Here is a 15,051-nt window from a genome sequence, read left to right on the forward strand (position 1 = left end):
GGCCGAGTCTGGTTACCTAACCGGTAACTACAGGGGAGGGTTCGGGGGCGTCAGGGGATTCGGCTCAGCGGCGGTGCGCGATGGCCGCGAGTTCCCCGGCCAGCCGCCGCACGGCCGCCTCGGGCGTCTGGCGCTGCGCCATCGCGTCGTGCACCACGGCCTGCACGGCCAGGCTGACCTGCTCGTAATGCGGGCTCTTGGGGCGCGGCGCAGCCGACAGCACGCTGGCGCGCAACGCGGGCAGGTAGGGGAACCGCCGCACCAGCGCCGGGTCCGCGTACAGCGCCGCCCGCACCGGCGGCAGCGCGCCCTCCGTCAGCACGCGACGCTGCACCCGCTCGCTGGTGAGGTACGCGATGAGGTCACGCGCCGACTCCGGGTGCCGTGCGTGGCTGCTCACCGCCAGGTTCGACCCGCCCAGCACGCTCGTCCCCGGCCCCTCGGGGCCCGGCAGCGGAACCGCGCCGAACTTCCCCGCCACCCGCGAGTCCTCGCCGGACGCGCCGGCGTAGGCGTACGGCCAGTTGCGCAGGAAGAGCAGCCGGCCGTCCTGGAACGCCCGCCGGGACTCCTCCTCCGTGTACGTCAGCGCTTCCCGGGGGATCCAGCCGTCCCGGACGCCCCGGGCGAGGAAGCCGATCCCCGAGCGGGCGGCCGCCGAGTCCACCGTGACCCGCTCGCCGTCGTCGCCGAGGATCGTGCCGCCCGCCGAGTACACCGCCTCCGCCGCGTTGACGGTCAGCCCCTCGTACGGCAGGAACTGGCCCGCGTAGCCCCCGAGGCCGTACTCCGGGGCGATCGTCCGGGCCTGCCGCTCCAGCTCGGCCCAGGTGCGCGGCGGCCGTTCGCCCTCGCGGTCGAGGACGTCCTTGCGGTAGAAGAGCATTCCGGCATTCGTGACATACGGGACGGCGTAGAGCTTGCCGTCGTACGTCGCCGTGTCCACGACCGGACGCAGGAAGCTGTTCAGCGGGAAGCGCGCCCGGTCCACCGGCGCGATCCACCCGGCAGCGGCGAACTCCGACGTCCAGGCCACATCGATGTTGAGGACGTCGAACCGGCCCGCACCCGACCGCAGGTCCGTGATCATCTGGGCCCGGGTCTCGTCCGCCGAGTCCGGCAGCTCCACCAGCGTGACCTTCTCGCCCGGATGCTCGCGGTTCCAGCCGTCGAGCACCCGGCCCAGATAGCCGGTGAGGTCACCGGCCGTCGCCAGGGTCATCGGGCCCCGCCCGCCGTCGGGCGCGCGGTCCGCCGGGACGGCGCCGGACGCCGCGTACCCCGTCAGAACGACCATGACGACCAGGAGCCCCCTACCCGCGGCACGTATCCACCGCATAGGTTCCTCCCAGTGCACCCGGCGCATGACATCGGCGTCCGCGTCTGCGGGCATGTATACCCGTTAGGCATGGGCGATACTAGAGCCCACATCACATCGGGAGCACGCGGAGGAGGACAGCACGAGTGCGCCTTCCCCTCCTCGCCCTCCTCGCACGCGGCCCCGCCCACGGCTACGAGCTCAAACAGGACCTTGAGCAACTGCTGGGCGCCGCGTACCCTCCGACCAACGTCGGTCAGATCTACGTGACGCTCGGCCGGCTGGAGAAGTCCGGCCTCATCGAGGGCGAGGAGATCGCCCAGGAGAGCCGGCCCAACAAGAAGATCTACCGCCTCACCGACGCCGGGCGCGAAGCACTGCGCGCCTGGTTCGAGGAGACGGCCGACGAACCGAGGGTCCGGGACGAGTTCTTCATGAAACTCGCCCTCGCCCCCCGCACCGGGCTCGCCGACCAGATCGCCCTCATCAACAAACAGCGACGCGAGTACCTCAACACCATGCGCAACCTCTCCAAGCTGGCCGCGACCGAAGACCGGGACAACCGCATATCGCACCTGCTGATCGAGGGCGCCATGCTCCACCTCCAGGCCGACCTCGACTGGCTGGAGCGCTGCCAGGAGGAACTGGAGGACCTGCAGTGAACGACGGCATACCGCTGTTGCGCGCCGAGGGCCTCGTCAAGACCCACCACGGCGAGGGCGCCCCCGCACACGCCGTACGCGGGGTCGACCTCGCCGTACGGCACGGCGAATTCGTCGCCGTCACCGGCCCGTCCGGCGCCGGGAAGTCCACGCTGCTGCACCTGCTCGGCGGCCTCCAGCGCCCCGACAGCGGCTCCCTGTGGCTCGACGGCGAGCGCACCGACGACTACAGCGAGGCACGGTGGGCGATCGAGCGGCGCCGCCGCATCGGCATCGTCTTCCAGTTCTTCAACCTCGTCTCCAACCTCACCGTCGCCGACAACATCGAACTGCCCGCCCTGCTGGCCGGCACCCCCGCCAGGCAGGCCCGCGCCGAGCGCGTGAAGCTCCTCGCCGAACTGGGCCTCGAAGGCAAGGCCCGCAGCATGCCCGGCGAGCTGTCCGGCGGCGAACAGCAGCGCGTCGCCCTCGCCCGCGCCCTGGTCAACCAGCCGCGCCTGCTCCTCGCCGACGAACCGGCCGGCAGCCTTGACAGCAAGGGCACCCGCGAGGTCATGCGGCTGCTCACCCGCTTCCACCAGCGCGGCCAGACCATCGTCCTCGTCACCCACGACGCCCGGCTCGCCAGCGCCGCGGACCGGGTGATCAGCTTCTTCGACGGCCGGATCGCCGACGACGCCGAACTCGGCTCCGCGCCCGCGCGCGGCCGCGGCCTGTCCGGCGTGCTCGAACTCAACGAACTGAAGGACTGACCGGCGGTGCGGGCCATGCTGCGCTGGGCGCACGCCGATCTGCGGACCCACCGGGGCGAGGCGCTGTTCCTCGTCGCCGCCACCGCCGGCATCGTCGCGTCGCTGCTCCTCGCGACCGCGCTGTTCGGATACGCCACCAACCCCTGGCAACGGGTCTTCACCCAGTCCCGGGGCGCCCACGTCTGGCTCCACACCGGGCCCGCCGCCGACACCGGCCGGCTCGCCGCCCTCGACGGCGTGGCCGACGTCTCCGGCCCGTACCGCACCGCCACCACCACCGCCGCCTCGCGCGGCGCACGAGCGGGCGTGGAACTGCGCGCCACCGGCGCCCGCCTCCCCGCGACCGGCCGCCCCCTCGTGACCTCCGGGCGCTGGCTCGACCCGGCCGCCCCCGACGGCGTCGTCCTCGAAGCCGGGCTCGCCCGCGCCCTGTGGGCCGAGCCCGGCGACCGGCTCACCGTCGCGGGGCGCACCCTGACCGTCCGCGGCGTCGCCGAGACCGCCGAGCGCCGCTACCGCCCCGGCGAACGGCCCGGCACGGTCTGGGCCCTGCCGCGCGCCGTGCCCGAGGACCGCACCGCCGGCCAGGTCGTCGGACTGCGGCTCGCCGACCCCGACGACACCGACTACACCGTCCAGCGCGCCGTCACCGCGATCGGCGCGGGCGCCGTCACCGACGTCTCCACCTGGCAGCAGGCCCGCGCAGAGGCGCAAGGGGACACCAAACTGCTCGGCCAGGTCCTCGGGCTCTTCGGCCTCGGCGCACTCATCGCCGCCGCGCTCGCGGTGTTCGGCGCCATCAGCACACGGGTGCGCGGCCACCTGAGGGACATCTCCGTCCTCAAGGCCGTCGGGTTCACCCCGGGCCAGGTGGTGCGGATCTTCCTCGTCCAGCACCTGGCGTTCGCCGTGCTCGGCGCGGCCCTCGCCGTGCTGCTCGTCCGGACGCTGGGCGGCCGCCTGCCGGGCCGGCTGGGTGACGCGGTCCAGGTCTGGCAGGGCCTGCCGGGCCACCTCCCGGCGCTCCTGCTCGTCCCGGTCGCGGCGGTGCTGTTCATCGGGGCGGCCACCTGCCTCGCCGCCTGGCGGGCGGGCCGCGTACCGCCCGTACCGGTGCTGCCGGCCGGTGCCGCCCCGGGCGGGGGGCTGTCCGGCGCGGCCCGGAAGGCGCTCGGGCTGCGCGTGCCGCCCGCACTGGTCCTCGGCTGGCACCGGGCGTTCGGGCGCGGGCGGCGCGCCCCGGCCACCATCGTGCGGCTCGCGCTGCCGCTGCTGCTGATCACCGTGGCGCTCGGCGCGTGGACGACCATCGAACGCTTCGACAGCCGCCCCCAGGAGGTGGGCCTCGCCGCGGCGCTCACAGCCCGCCCCGACTCGACGCTGAACGACCGGGAGGCGGCCGCCCTCCTGGCCGCGAACCGCGACATCGCCGCCGCCCACCCCGGCCTGGAGGTCGCCGCGCTCGTCCCGGGCCAGACCGGCACCATCGCGCTGCGCGGCCTCGGCACCCGTGAGCGGCCCTACCCGTACTCGATCGCCGAGGGCCGCGCCGCCCGAGGCCCCGACGAGGCCGTCGCCGGACAGGGCCTGCTCGACCTGCTCGGCGCCCACGTCGGCGACTGGGTACGGCTCACCGTCGGCGGCCACCCGCAGGTGCTGCACATCGTCGGCCGCAGCATCGAACCGGAGAACGGCGGCCGGGTGGTCTCCACCTCGCTCGACACCCTCCGCGAGAACGACCCCGACCTGCGCCCCACCCTCTACCAGCTCCAGCTCCGCCCCGGCGCGGACCCGCGCACGGTCAGCGCCGAACTCGCCGACGCCTCCCGGGGACGGCTCGACATCCACGAGGTCACCACCCCGGCCGACCGGCTCTCCGCACTGCGCGGTGTCGTCGCCGGACTGATCGGCGTTCTCGCCCTCATCGGCCTCACCGAACTGTCCACCGCGATCGGCGGCACCGTCCGGGACGGCGAACGCGACCTGCTCGCCCTGAAGGCCATCGGCCTGTCGCCCCGCCAGATCACCACCGTCACGGTCACCGCCATCGGCTGCACCGCCCTGGCCGCCGCCCTCCTCGGCACCGCGCTCGGCGTCCCGTTCGCCCACTGGCTGATCGACCACGAGGCCCACGCCACCGGCATCGGCGCCGGCATCGCCCACGCCCCGCCCGCACTCCACCTCCTGGCCCTCACCACGGCCGCCGTCGCCGGCGCCCTCGCCCTCGCCACCCTCCCCGCCGCCCGCGCCACCCGCCACCGCCTGGCGGACACGCTGAGCGCGGTCGCGTGACCGGTACGCCGGTGCTGTACTGAGAAGGACGGAAAACCCCTGATGAGAGGGGGCGTCATGCGCCCTTCCTCATGGACCCGCCGCGGCAGGAATGGCGCGGTCGCGGCCTTCCTCGCCACGGCCGTGGGCCTCGTAGGAGTGGCACCGGCCGGTGCGGACGAGCCACAGCCCGGAAGGCAGCGCGGACCGGTCGTCCTGCGGATCATCGACGGCGACACCATCGAGGTGCGGGGTGACGGCCGGGTCGTCCCGGACGGGGCCGTCGCGCGCGTACGACTGCTGGAGATCGACACCCCCGAGCGCGGTGACTGCTTCAGCCGCGAGGCCACCGCCCGTACCGCCGAACTGCTGCCCATCGGCAGCAGGCTGCGCACGGAGCGTGACGTCGAACTCAAGGACAGGTTCGACCGGTATCTGCTCTACGTGTGGAACGACAAGGACGTCTTCGTCAACGAGTCCCTCGTCCGCAGCGGCCACGCCACCAAGGTGCTCTTCGAGCCCAACGACAAGTACTGGCCCACGATGACCAGGGCCGAGCAAGCCGCCCGCCAGGCCGGCGCCGGCCTGTGGTCCGCCTGCCCGACCCCCTGATGCGTCAGACGGACAGGCTCGCCTCGACCGCCGCGACGAGCTCCGGCGCCTCCGGCTCCGTGCGCGGGCGGAAGCGCGTGACCTCGCCACCCGGCGCGATGAGGAACTTCTCGAAGTTCCACTGCACGTCGCCCGCTTCGCCGTCCGCGTCCGCCACCTTCGTCAGCTCCACGTACAGCGGGTGCCGCCCGTCCCCGTTGACGTCGGTCTTCTCCAGCAGCGGGAACGTCACGCCGTACGTCGCCGAGCAGAACGTCGCGATCTCCTCCGCGCTGCCCGGCTCCTGGCCCGCGAACTGGTTGCACGGCACGCCCAGCACCGTGAAGCCACGGTCGGCGAACTGCTTGTGCAGCCGCTCCAGGCCCGCGTACTGCGGCGTGAGCCCGCACTTGGAGGCGACGTTGACGACGAGCACCGCCTTGTCCCCGTACTCGGCCAGGCTCGTCGGCTCACCGGACAGGGTGCGCAGCGGGATGTCGTACAGGGTCATGCGGGACTCCTCCTCGAAAGGGCACTGCCAACGGGGCAGCCATCAGGGTCGATCAAAACACGTGCGCCTGGTAGACAGACAGGCGTGCACCAGGAACAGCCACCGCTCGGAGCGGAGACCGTCGCCGCCGGCCCACCGCCGGTGTGGTGCCGGCTGTGCGGGCGGCCGCTGACCGGTGCCGCCTCACGGCGTACCGGACTCGGGCCCGCCTGCGACGCCAAGCTGCATCCGGCGGGCCCCGACATCAGGACACGGCGCCACCAGGTCGACCAGGACGCCCTGCCGGGCCTGTGACACCAAGTGCTCTCAGTGGCGGCGGAACAGCCCCTCCTGGACCACCGACACCAGCAGCCTGCCCTCGCGGTCGTAGATGCGGCCGCGCGCCAGGCCGCGGCCGCCCGTCGCGATGGGGGACTCCTGGTCGTACAGGAACCACTCGTCCGTACGGAACGGGCGGTGGAACCACATCGCGTGGTCCAGCGACGCCATGTCAAAGCCCCGCGGCCCCCAGAGGGGTTCGACCGGGATGCGGACCGCATCGAGCAGGGTCATGTCGGAGGCGTACGTCAGCGCGCACGTGTGGACCAGCGGGTCGTCGCCCAGCGGGCCCACCGCGCGCATCCACACCGCGCTGCGCGGGTCGGCCTCCTTGACCTCCTCCGCCGTCCAGCGCAGCCGGTCGACGTAGCGGATGTCGAAGGGCTGGCGGCGCGCCATCCGCTCCAGCGCCTCGGGCAGCGCGCCCAGGTGCTCGCGGATCTCGTCCGTGACCGACGGGAGCTCCTCCGGCGGCGGGAAGTCCAGGCGCGGCGGGAGCTGGTGCTCGAAGCCCGCCTCCTCCGGCTGGTGGAACGACGCCGTCAGGTTGAAGATCGTCTTGCCGCGCTGGATGGCGGTGACCCGCCGGGTGGTGAACGACCGCCCGTCCCGGACCCGTTCGACCTGGTACACGATCGGCACGCCGGGGATGCCCGGCCGCAGGAAGTACGCGTGCAGCGAGTGCACCGGCCGGTCGCCCTCCGTGGTGCGGCCGGCGGCGACCAGGGCCTGGCCGGCGACCTGCCCGCCGAAGACCCGTTGCAGGGACTCCTGAGGGCTCGCGCCCCGGAAGATGTTGACCTCGATCTGCTCCAGGTCGAGCAGGTCGACGAGCCGTTCGGCGGGGTTGGTCATCCATGCGTCCTTTCAGAGCTGGCCGACGTCGGTGACGCGGACGACCGCCCGGCCCTCCTCGTCCGAGGCCGCCAGGTCCACCTCCGCGCTGATGCCCCAGTCATGGTCGCCGTTCGGGTCGGCGAAGGTCTGCCGGACGCGCCACAGGCCGTGCTCCGGCTCCTCCTCGATGGCGAGCAGCTTCGGGCCGCGCGCGTCCGGTCCGGTGCCGAGGTCGTCGTACTCGTCCCAGTACGCGTCCATCGCCTCCGCCCAGCGCTCCTCGTCCCAGCCGGACTCGGCGTCCATCTCGCCCAGCTCCTGGAGCTGGTCCAGCGCGGCCAGCTCCACGCGGCGGAACATCGCGTTGCGCACCAGCACGCGGAAGGCGCGGGCGTTGGCCGTGACCGGCTTGACCTGGTCGGCCTTCTCCTGGGCCTCCTCGGCCGTCTCCACCTCCGGGTTGGCGAGCTGCTCCCACTCGTCCAGCAGCGAGGAGTCCACCTGCCGCACCATCTCGCCCAGCCAGGCGATCAGGTCCTCCAGGTCCTCCGTCTTCAGGTCGTCCGGGATGGTGTGGTCCAGCGCCTTGTACGCGCTCGCCAGGTACCGCAGCACGATGCCCTCGGTGCGCGCCAGCTCGTAGAAGGACGTGAACTCGGTGAAGGACAGCGCCCGCTCGTACATGTCACGGATCACGGACTTCGGCGAGACCGGGTGGTCGCCGACCCACGGGTGCGACTTCTTGTACGTGTTGTACGCGTGCCACAGCAGCTCTTCGAGCGGCTTCGGGTACGAGATGTCCTGCAGCCGCTCCATCCGCTCCTCGTACTCGACCCCGTCGGCCTTCATCGCGCCGACCGCCTCGCCGCGCGCCTTGTTCTGCTGGGCGGCGAGGATCTGGCGGGGGTCGTCCAGCGTCGACTCGACGACCGACACCATGTCCAGCGCGTACGACGGGGACTCCGGGTCCAGCAGGTCGAAGGCCGCGAGCGCGAACGTGGACAGCGGCTGGTTGAGCGCGAAGTCCTGCTGGAGGTCGACGGTGAGCCGGATCGTGCGGCCCTCGGCGTCGGGCTTGTCGAGCTGCTCGACGACCCCGCCGTCCAGCAGCGAGCGGTAGATCGCGATGGCGCGGCGGATGTGCCGGAGCTGGTTCTTGCGCGGCTCGTGGTTGTCCTCCAGGAGCCGGCGCATCGCCTGGAAGGCGTCGCCGGGCCGGGCGATCACCGACAGCAGCATGGTGTGCGTGACGCGGAAGCGGGAGGTCAGCGGCTCCGGCTCGGAGGCGATCAGCTTCTCGAAGGTGTTCTCGGTCCAGCCGACGAAGCCCTCCGGGGCCTTCTTCCTGACCACCTTGCGGCGCTTCTTCGGGTCGTCGCCCGCCTTGGCGAGCGCCTTCTCGTTCTCGATGACGTGCTCGGGCGCCTGCGCCACCACGAACCCGGCCGTGTCGAAGCCCGCCCGGCCGGCCCGGCCGGCGATCTGGTGGAACTCCCGCGCACGCAGCGTGCGCACCCGGTTGCCGTCGTACTTGGTGAGCGCCGTGAACAGAACCGTACGAATAGGGACATTGACCCCGACGCCCAGGGTGTCCGTCCCGCAGATCAGCTTCAGCAGACCCGCCTGCGCCAGCTTCTCGACCAGGCGCCGGTACTTGGGCAGCATGCCCGCGTGGTGCACGCCGATGCCGTGCCGCACGTACCGCGAGAGGTTCTTGCCGAACTTGGTGGTGAAGCGGAAGTTGCCGATCAGCTCGGCGATCTTGTCCTTCTCCTCGCGCGAGCACATGTTGATGCTCATCAGCGACTGCGCCCGCTCCACGGCCTGCGCCTGGGTGAAGTGGACGATGTAGACCGGCGCCTGCTTGGTCTCCAGCAGCTCGGTCAGCGTCTCCGTGATGGGCGTGAGCCGGTACTCGTACGACAGCGGCACCGGCCGCGTCGCCGAGCGGACCACCGAGGTGGGCCGGCCGGTGCGGCGCGTGAGGTCCTTCTCGAACATCGAGACGTCGCCGAGCGTCGCCGACATCAGGACGAACTGCGCCTGCGGCAGCTCCAGCAGCGGGATCTGCCAGGCCCAGCCCCGGTCCGGCTCGGCGTAGAAGTGGAACTCGTCCATCACGACCTGGCCGATGTCCGCGTCCTTGCCGTCACGCAGCGCGATCGAGGCCAGCACCTCCGCCGTGCAGCAGATCACGGGCGCGTCGGCGTTCACGGACGCGTCGCCGGTGAGCATGCCCACGTTCTCGGTGCCGAAGAGCTTGCACAGGTCGAAGAACTTCTCCGACACCAGCGCCTTGATCGGCGCGGTGTAGAAGGTCACCTGGTCATTGGCGAGGGCGGTGAAGTGCGCACCGGCCGCGACCAGCGACTTCCCGGAGCCGGTGGGGGTGGAGAGGATCACATTGGCCCCGGAGACCACCTCGATCAGCGCCTCCTCCTGGGCCGGGTACAGGGTGATGCCCCGCTCCTCGGCCCATGACGAGAAGGCCTCGAAGAGGGCATCGGGGTCGGCTTCCGGAGGCAACTGATCGATAAGGGTCACGCCCCCATCTTGCCTGGCTCCCGCCCGGAAGGGGGAACCGGCCGTTCGTACGAAGATCACGAACGTTAGGCTGTCCCGTCAACCGGGGCGCACGACAAGAGCACATGGGGCGGGGAACGCAGATGATGGGACCGGCACACTCACTCTCCGGCGCGGCCGCGTGGCTGGGGGTGGGGGCCGCGACCGCCGCGGCGGGCCACCCGATGCCGTGGCCGGTGCTCGTCGTCGGCGCCCTGATCTGCGCCGGCGCGGCGCTCGCGCCCGACCTCGACCACAAGTCGGCGACCATCTCGCGGGCCTTCGGCCCCATCTCGCGCGGGCTCTGCGAGATCGTCGACAAGCTCTCGTACGCCGTCTACAAGGCCACCAGGACGCGGGCCGACGCCCGCCGGAGCGGCGGCCACCGCACCCTCACGCACACCTGGGTGTGGGCCGTGCTGTGCGGGGCGGGCGCGTCGGTCCTGGCGATCACGGGCGGCCGGTGGGCGGTCCTCGCCATCCTCTTCGTCCACCTGGTCCTGGCGGTGGAGGGCCTGCTGTGGCGGGCGGCCCGGATGTCCAGCGACGTCCTGGTGTGGCTGCTGGGTGCCACCAGCGCGTGGATCCTCGCGGGCGTCCTGGACAAGCCCGGCAACGGCTCGGACTGGCTGTTCACCGCGCCGGGGCAGGAGTACCTGTGGCTGGGCCTGCCGATCGTGCTCGGCGCCCTCGTCCACGACATCGGCGACGCCCTGACCGTCTCGGGCTGCCCGATCCTGTGGCCGATCCCGGTCGGGGGCAAGCGGTGGTACCCCGTGGGGCCGCCGAAGGGCATGCGGTTCCGGGCCGGGAGCTGGGTGGAGCTGAAGGTCCTGATGCCGGCGTTCATGCTGCTGGGCGGGGTGGGCGGGGCGGCCGCGCTCAACTTCATCTGATCGTCCCGTTCGGGTGAACGGGGTGCGAAGCCGCTGCGCGGAAGCTTGAGATCCGATTTCTTCTGATCATGGACTCCACAGACCTGACGCGCCGTCAATTAGCTGTCGCCACCGGCTCAATGGCTGCCGCCGCCGCCCTCCCCGCGACCCCTGCCGCAGCCGCATCCGCACCGGCGGCCGCACCGGCCCCCGCCCCCGCCCCCGCCGCCGCCCCCCGCTCCACCGCCGACCGGCAGACCTGCCTCGCCGTCGCCCGCGCCCTGCTCGTCCTCGACGAGAACGACCGGCCCCTGGTCCCGGCCTACGAGAAGATCCTGCTCGGCGGCGGACTGCCCAAGGCGCCTTCCGCGCCCAAGAAGGTGCTGGTCCTCGGCGCCGGACCGGCCGGCCTGGCCGCCGCGGCCCTGCTCAAGCGCGCCGGCCACCGGGTCACCGTCGTCGAGGCGAACGGAAACCGCGCGGGCGGCCGCATCAAGACCTTCCGCACCGGCGGCCACGAGAACGCCGCCCAGCCGTTCGCCGACCCCAAGCAGTACGCCGAGGCCGGCGCCATGCGCATCCCCGGCAGTCACCCGCTCGTCATCGGGCTGATCGACAAGCTCGGCATCGAGCGGCGGCCCTTCCACTACATCGACTCCGGCCCCGACGGAAAGCCCCGGTACCGCACCTGGATCCGCGTCAACGGCATCAGCACCCGTCGCGCCGACTACGCCAGGAATCCCCGGGCCATCAACCGCTCCTTCGGCGTCCCGAAGGCGTACGAGAATGTCCCGGCGGCGGACATCGTGCGCGCCGCCCTCGACCCCGTACGCGACGAGTACAGCACCCGCCGCCCCGACGGCACCCGGGTCGACAAGCCGATGCCCGAGCGGCTCGAAGGCTGGGCCAGGGTCGTCCGGCGGTTCGGCGACTGGTCCATGTACCGGTTCCTCACCGAGTACGCCGGGCTCGACGAACGCACCATCGACCTCGTCGGAACCCTGGAGAACATGACCTCCAGGCTGCCCCTGTCCTTCCTGCACACCTTCATCAGCCAGTCCCTCATCAGCCCCGGCACCGCCTTCTACGAGCTGACCGGCGGTACCGCCGTCCTCGTCGACGCCCTCCTGGACCAGGTACGCGACGAGGTCCGCTTCGACCGGCGCGTCACCCGCATCGAGACCCGGGACGAGGGGGATCGGGTCGTCGTCGAAACGGTCTCCGAAGGCCGGGGCGGCAAGGTCGTCCGCGAACGGTTCACCGGTGACGCGGCGATCGTGACCATCCCGTTCTCCGGCCTCCGGCACGTCCAGATCTCCGCGCGGGTGTCGTACGGCAAGCGCCGCGCCATCCAGGAGGTGCACTACGACAGCGCCACCAAGGTGCTCCTCGAATTCAGCCGCCGCTGGTGGGAGTTCGACGAGGACGACTGGCGGCGGGAACTGGACGCGATCGAACCCGGGCTGTACGACGCCTACCGCAAGGACCAGGTGGAGCGGGACGGCCGGATGCTCGGCCGGCACCCCTCCGTGCCCGCGGGCCACCTCTCCGAGGCGCAGCGCACGCACTACGCGGCCAACGCCTGGGTCTCCCGCGACCAGCCCGAGGCCGCCGGGGTCATCGGCGGCGGCTCGGTCACCGACAACCCCAACCGCTTCATGTTCAACCCCTCCCACCCGGTCCCCGGCAGCGCCGGCGGGGTCGTCCTCGCCTCCTACAGCTGGGCCGACGACGCCAGGCGCTGGGACGCCTACGACGACGAGGCCCGGTACGCCCTCGCCCTGCGCGGCATGCAGGAGGTGTACGGCCGGCGGCTGGAGGTCTTCTTCACCGGCGTGGGCCGCACCCAGAGCTGGCAGCGCGACCCGTACGCCTACGGCGAGGCGTCCGTCCTGCTGCCCGGCCAGCACACCGAGATCCTCCTCGACATGCGCACCCCGGAGGGCCCGCTGCACTTCGCCGGCTGCCACACCTCCGTCAAGCCCGCCTGGATCGAGGGCGCCCTGGAATCGGCGGTCCGCGCCGCGCTGGAGGTCCACGGCGCCGAGGTCCGGTCCGAACGGGGAGTGTGACGGGCGATCGCGCCGGGCAGGGGAGCTGGATGGAAACGGACTCGGTCGACAGCCTGCTGGCCGGTCTGCGGGTCGACGACAGGTCCATCCGGCTGGACTGCACCGCTGCCTGGCTGCGGTCGCACCGGCACAGGCTCGCAGTGTGCGGAGTCCATCTGGCGACACCCGAAGAGGTGTCGCACCAGGGGTTCACACAGGACGCCATCGTCCCGGACGCACCGCTCCGCGTGGCGGCGAGGCATCTTGAACGCCTCGCCCCGTTCGTCGCGGCACCGGACACACCCGCCGGCTTATGCCTGGGCTTCGGCAGACTGCCGGATCCCGGGCAGTTGGTCGCCGACGCCCGCGTGGAAGCGGCAGCCCCCGGCTTCGTCCCGCACCACGGCTCCCACTACCCGCTCGGGCCGCATACGGGACGGCTGGTGGACGTGCTGTCCGCCCATGCGGGATCGCGGACGACCACGGTGGTCGACCCGCGCCTGCCGCAGTACTCGGAGCGGCTGCACGCCGTCCGGGTCGGCCTGCACTACGACAACGTGTGGACGAGCGGTGGCGAGGGTGAACGCTTTCCCCGCGATGTACGCGTCGCGTCGGCCGACAGGCGCGTCATCCACAACATGGGACCGGGGCCCCGCTCACTGGTGGTCGCCCTGAACATGTCGTCCCTGCACCTGTCGGACATGGTCAGCCCGGGCAACGGCCGGAACATCCCCACCACCAAGCAGTTGCGCGACTTCCTCACCGAGCACCCCGATGAGCTCTCGAGAATCGTCTGTGCCGTGTGGACCATTGAGGTCGGCGATCTCGTAGTGCTGCCCGCTGGGATCGCCTTGCACGACGGGTCCATGCAAAGGCGCCGGAAGGCATCCCACGCCCTCGTCTTCGCCGGGTCCTTCCCTCGTCGGGCCTTTTACGACGGGTGAGGTCTACGTGGCCGCGCGGCTCCAGCTCTGATTCATCGACTGGAACGCATGAAAGACGAGACCCTCTTCGGAGAGGCCGCTATCGGAGGGTCCGTGGACCGGCCCCAGCAGCCACTCCAGGTGCTCCGCATGCGCGAGGACGACCTCTTCAAGACTTTCGCCCCGAGTTCCACAGGGCATCAGGTCCGGCACAACAGTGCTCCTTCCACCTTGGCTTGTTGGAGATTCCGGCAGTAGGCCGTTTCGGTCCCGTCGAGTCGCCCCAGTTCGAAGTACTTGTTCGCCGGCCAGCTCCCGCCGCAGGCCACCGCGTACCGGCACGTCCGGCGGCACGCCTCCACCCCGGCGAGGGCCTCCCGGACCCAGGGAACGGATTCGGCTCGGCGCAGCAAGCGCTCCAGGGGCTGCTCCAGCACGTTGCCGACCGTGAAACGCCCATGGCGCGGGTGAGTGAAGCCCGCCAGGTCCGGCGACATGACGACAACCTCGCCGTCGTGGCACACCGTGGGAATGGGCTCCACCGGCATGTCACGGATCTGTGCGGCCGTGACCCCGGCGCGTATGGCGTCGAAGCAATTGGCCACGGATTCGAGCTCACGCAGACGCACCAGAGGGTTGGCCCGCCATTGCACGTACAGCTCATGGAAGAAACCGGCCCAGCCGGTCCCGGCCGCTCGCGGGACTCCGTGGTGAGCGCCCTTCCTCTCCTCGGGAAGTATTCCGAGCTGTTGAGCCCCCACCTCGCACGCATGCGCATAAATGGCGCGTGCCGTCCCAGGAGAGGGATCGCGTACCACGGAGAGCATGTCGAAGGGGATGCCGCGACGGACGAGCAGCGCCGTCCCGGCCTCGATCCGCCGTCCTGCCGGCCCTCCCGCACGGGTGACCCGGTCGCCGTTCATGACCCCGGGACCATCGACGCTGACGGATACCCGGACGCGATACCGGTCGAACAGGTCGCACCACGTGTCATCGATCAGAGTGGCGTTCGTCTGGACCCGGTGCACCGTGCCGGGCGGCCATCCGGAGAGCAGCTCCCGGAATGCAGGGACGCCCACGGTGAGCGGCTCTCCGGCGTGCCACAGAACCTCCGGGCAGGGGCCGGAACGGCTCCAGCGGACCACCGCCGCTGTCACGGCTCGCCGCACCGCGGCCGACATGTCGCGGCGCTCGTGCCTGGCGGGCAAATAGCAGTACCGGCAGTCGAGATTGCACAGGGTCGTGGGCTGCATCACCAGCACGGACGGCCGCGGACCCAGTCGTGCTCCGCTCTCCTCGCCGGATGTGGGATGCACACGCACCCTCCTCGGGACGTCCCGTGGGTCCCCGGGGGAAGGGAACCGCGCGACTGGCGGCCGT

Annotated in this window: 13 protein-coding genes; 8 read left to right on the forward strand and 5 right to left on the reverse strand. The window is 71.8% G+C overall.

The window, feature by feature from the left end:
• Positions 1-64: 64 nt before the first annotated feature.
• The gene (locus tag AB0J57_RS05360) at positions 65-1,339 is read right to left on the reverse strand and encodes an ABC transporter substrate-binding protein (RefSeq protein WP_366126638.1); all 1,275 of its coding nucleotides are present in this window, start codon (positions 1,337-1,339) and stop codon (positions 65-67) included.
• 125 nt (positions 1,340-1,464) lie between these two features.
• On the opposite strand from AB0J57_RS05360, the gene AB0J57_RS05365 reads away from it, so the two are divergent.
• From AB0J57_RS05365 to AB0J57_RS05380, 4 genes are read left to right on the forward strand one after another with little or no spacing between them, the layout of a single operon-like run.
• Positions 1,465-1,980, forward strand: coding sequence for a PadR family transcriptional regulator (locus AB0J57_RS05365; RefSeq protein ID WP_366126639.1), 516 nt, complete (start codon positions 1,465-1,467; stop codon positions 1,978-1,980).
• A complete protein-coding gene (locus tag AB0J57_RS05370; protein WP_366126640.1) occupies positions 1,977-2,732 on the forward strand; it encodes an ABC transporter ATP-binding protein in 756 nt (251 codons plus the stop codon). Before AB0J57_RS05365 ends, AB0J57_RS05370 begins: the two co-directional genes overlap by 4 nt.
• 6 nt (positions 2,733-2,738) lie before the next feature.
• The gene (locus AB0J57_RS05375) at positions 2,739-5,024 is read left to right on the forward strand and encodes an ABC transporter permease (RefSeq protein WP_366126641.1); all 2,286 of its coding nucleotides are present in this window, start codon (positions 2,739-2,741) and stop codon (positions 5,022-5,024) included.
• Positions 5,025-5,081: 57 nt separating this feature from the next.
• Positions 5,082-5,615 (forward strand): thermonuclease family protein, encoded by a 534-nt coding sequence (locus AB0J57_RS05380; RefSeq protein ID WP_366126642.1) that lies wholly within the window; start codon positions 5,082-5,084, stop codon positions 5,613-5,615.
• Positions 5,616-5,619: 4 nt separating this feature from the next.
• Here AB0J57_RS05380 and AB0J57_RS05385 read toward each other — a convergent pair whose 3' ends face one another.
• Positions 5,620-6,105: a glutathione peroxidase gene (locus AB0J57_RS05385; protein WP_366126643.1), complete on the reverse strand. Its 486-nt coding sequence runs from the start codon at positions 6,103-6,105 to the stop codon at positions 5,620-5,622.
• 84 nt (positions 6,106-6,189) lie between these two features.
• Between AB0J57_RS05385 and AB0J57_RS05390 the strand changes: the two genes are divergently transcribed.
• Positions 6,190-6,399, forward strand: coding sequence for a DUF6011 domain-containing protein (locus tag AB0J57_RS05390; protein ID WP_366126644.1), 210 nt, complete (start codon positions 6,190-6,192; stop codon positions 6,397-6,399).
• Positions 6,400-6,411: 12 nt separating this feature from the next.
• Here AB0J57_RS05390 and AB0J57_RS05395 read toward each other — a convergent pair whose 3' ends face one another.
• Positions 6,412-7,278, reverse strand: coding sequence for an acyl-CoA thioesterase II (locus AB0J57_RS05395; protein WP_366126645.1), 867 nt, complete (start codon positions 7,276-7,278; stop codon positions 6,412-6,414).
• A 12-nt stretch (positions 7,279-7,290) separates the two neighbouring features.
• Entirely contained in the window at positions 7,291-9,804 is a 2,514-nt protein-coding gene (locus AB0J57_RS05400; RefSeq protein WP_366126646.1) for a DUF3516 domain-containing protein, read from the reverse strand.
• Positions 9,805-9,926: 122 nt separating this feature from the next.
• Here AB0J57_RS05400 and AB0J57_RS05405 point away from each other — a divergent pair, with 122 nt between their 5' ends.
• The 3 genes from AB0J57_RS05405 (at position 9,927) to AB0J57_RS05415 (ending at position 13,692) form a co-directional block, all read left to right on the forward strand.
• On the forward strand, positions 9,927-10,718 hold the full coding sequence (locus tag AB0J57_RS05405) for a metal-dependent hydrolase (RefSeq protein ID WP_366126647.1): 792 nt from the start codon (positions 9,927-9,929) through the stop codon (positions 10,716-10,718).
• Positions 10,719-10,786: 68 nt separating this feature from the next.
• Positions 10,787-12,769 carry an NAD(P)/FAD-dependent oxidoreductase gene (locus AB0J57_RS05410; protein ID WP_366126648.1) on the forward strand — a complete coding sequence of 661 codons (1,983 nt, stop codon included), beginning with the start codon at positions 10,787-10,789 and terminating at the stop codon, positions 12,767-12,769.
• A gap of 29 nt (positions 12,770-12,798) precedes the next feature.
• Positions 12,799-13,692 carry a hypothetical protein gene (locus AB0J57_RS05415; protein WP_366126649.1) on the forward strand — a complete coding sequence of 298 codons (894 nt, stop codon included), beginning with the start codon at positions 12,799-12,801 and terminating at the stop codon, positions 13,690-13,692.
• Between the two features lie 179 nt (positions 13,693-13,871).
• On the opposite strand, the gene AB0J57_RS05420 is transcribed toward AB0J57_RS05415, so the two are convergent.
• Positions 13,872-14,987, reverse strand: coding sequence for a radical SAM protein (locus tag AB0J57_RS05420; protein WP_366126650.1), 1,116 nt, complete (start codon positions 14,985-14,987; stop codon positions 13,872-13,874).
• Positions 14,988-15,051 lie beyond the last annotated feature (64 nt).

The organism is Streptomyces sp. NPDC049837, assembly GCF_040674455.1.
Classification (GTDB): Bacteria; Actinomycetota; Actinomycetes; order Streptomycetales; family Streptomycetaceae; genus Streptomyces.

What these genes read in the sequence shown, in the direction of transcription:
- AB0J57_RS05360 (WP_366126638.1), bottom strand. Translation starts at nt 1,339, where the DNA reads ATGCGGTGGATACGTGCCGCGGGTAGGGGGCTCCTGGTCGTCATGGTC.
- AB0J57_RS05380 (WP_366126642.1), top strand. Translation starts at nt 5,082, where the DNA reads ATGCGCCCTTCCTCATGGACCCGCCGCGGCAGGAATGGCGCGGTCGCG.
- AB0J57_RS05385 (WP_366126643.1), bottom strand. Translation starts at nt 6,105, where the DNA reads ATGACCCTGTACGACATCCCGCTGCGCACCCTGTCCGGTGAGCCGACG.
- AB0J57_RS05395 (WP_366126645.1), bottom strand. Translation starts at nt 7,278, where the DNA reads ATGACCAACCCCGCCGAACGGCTCGTCGACCTGCTCGACCTGGAGCAG.
- AB0J57_RS05405 (WP_366126647.1), top strand. Translation starts at nt 9,927, where the DNA reads ATGATGGGACCGGCACACTCACTCTCCGGCGCGGCCGCGTGGCTGGGG.
- AB0J57_RS05410 (WP_366126648.1), top strand. Translation starts at nt 10,787, where the DNA reads ATGGACTCCACAGACCTGACGCGCCGTCAATTAGCTGTCGCCACCGGC.
- AB0J57_RS05415 (WP_366126649.1), top strand. Translation starts at nt 12,799, where the DNA reads ATGGAAACGGACTCGGTCGACAGCCTGCTGGCCGGTCTGCGGGTCGAC.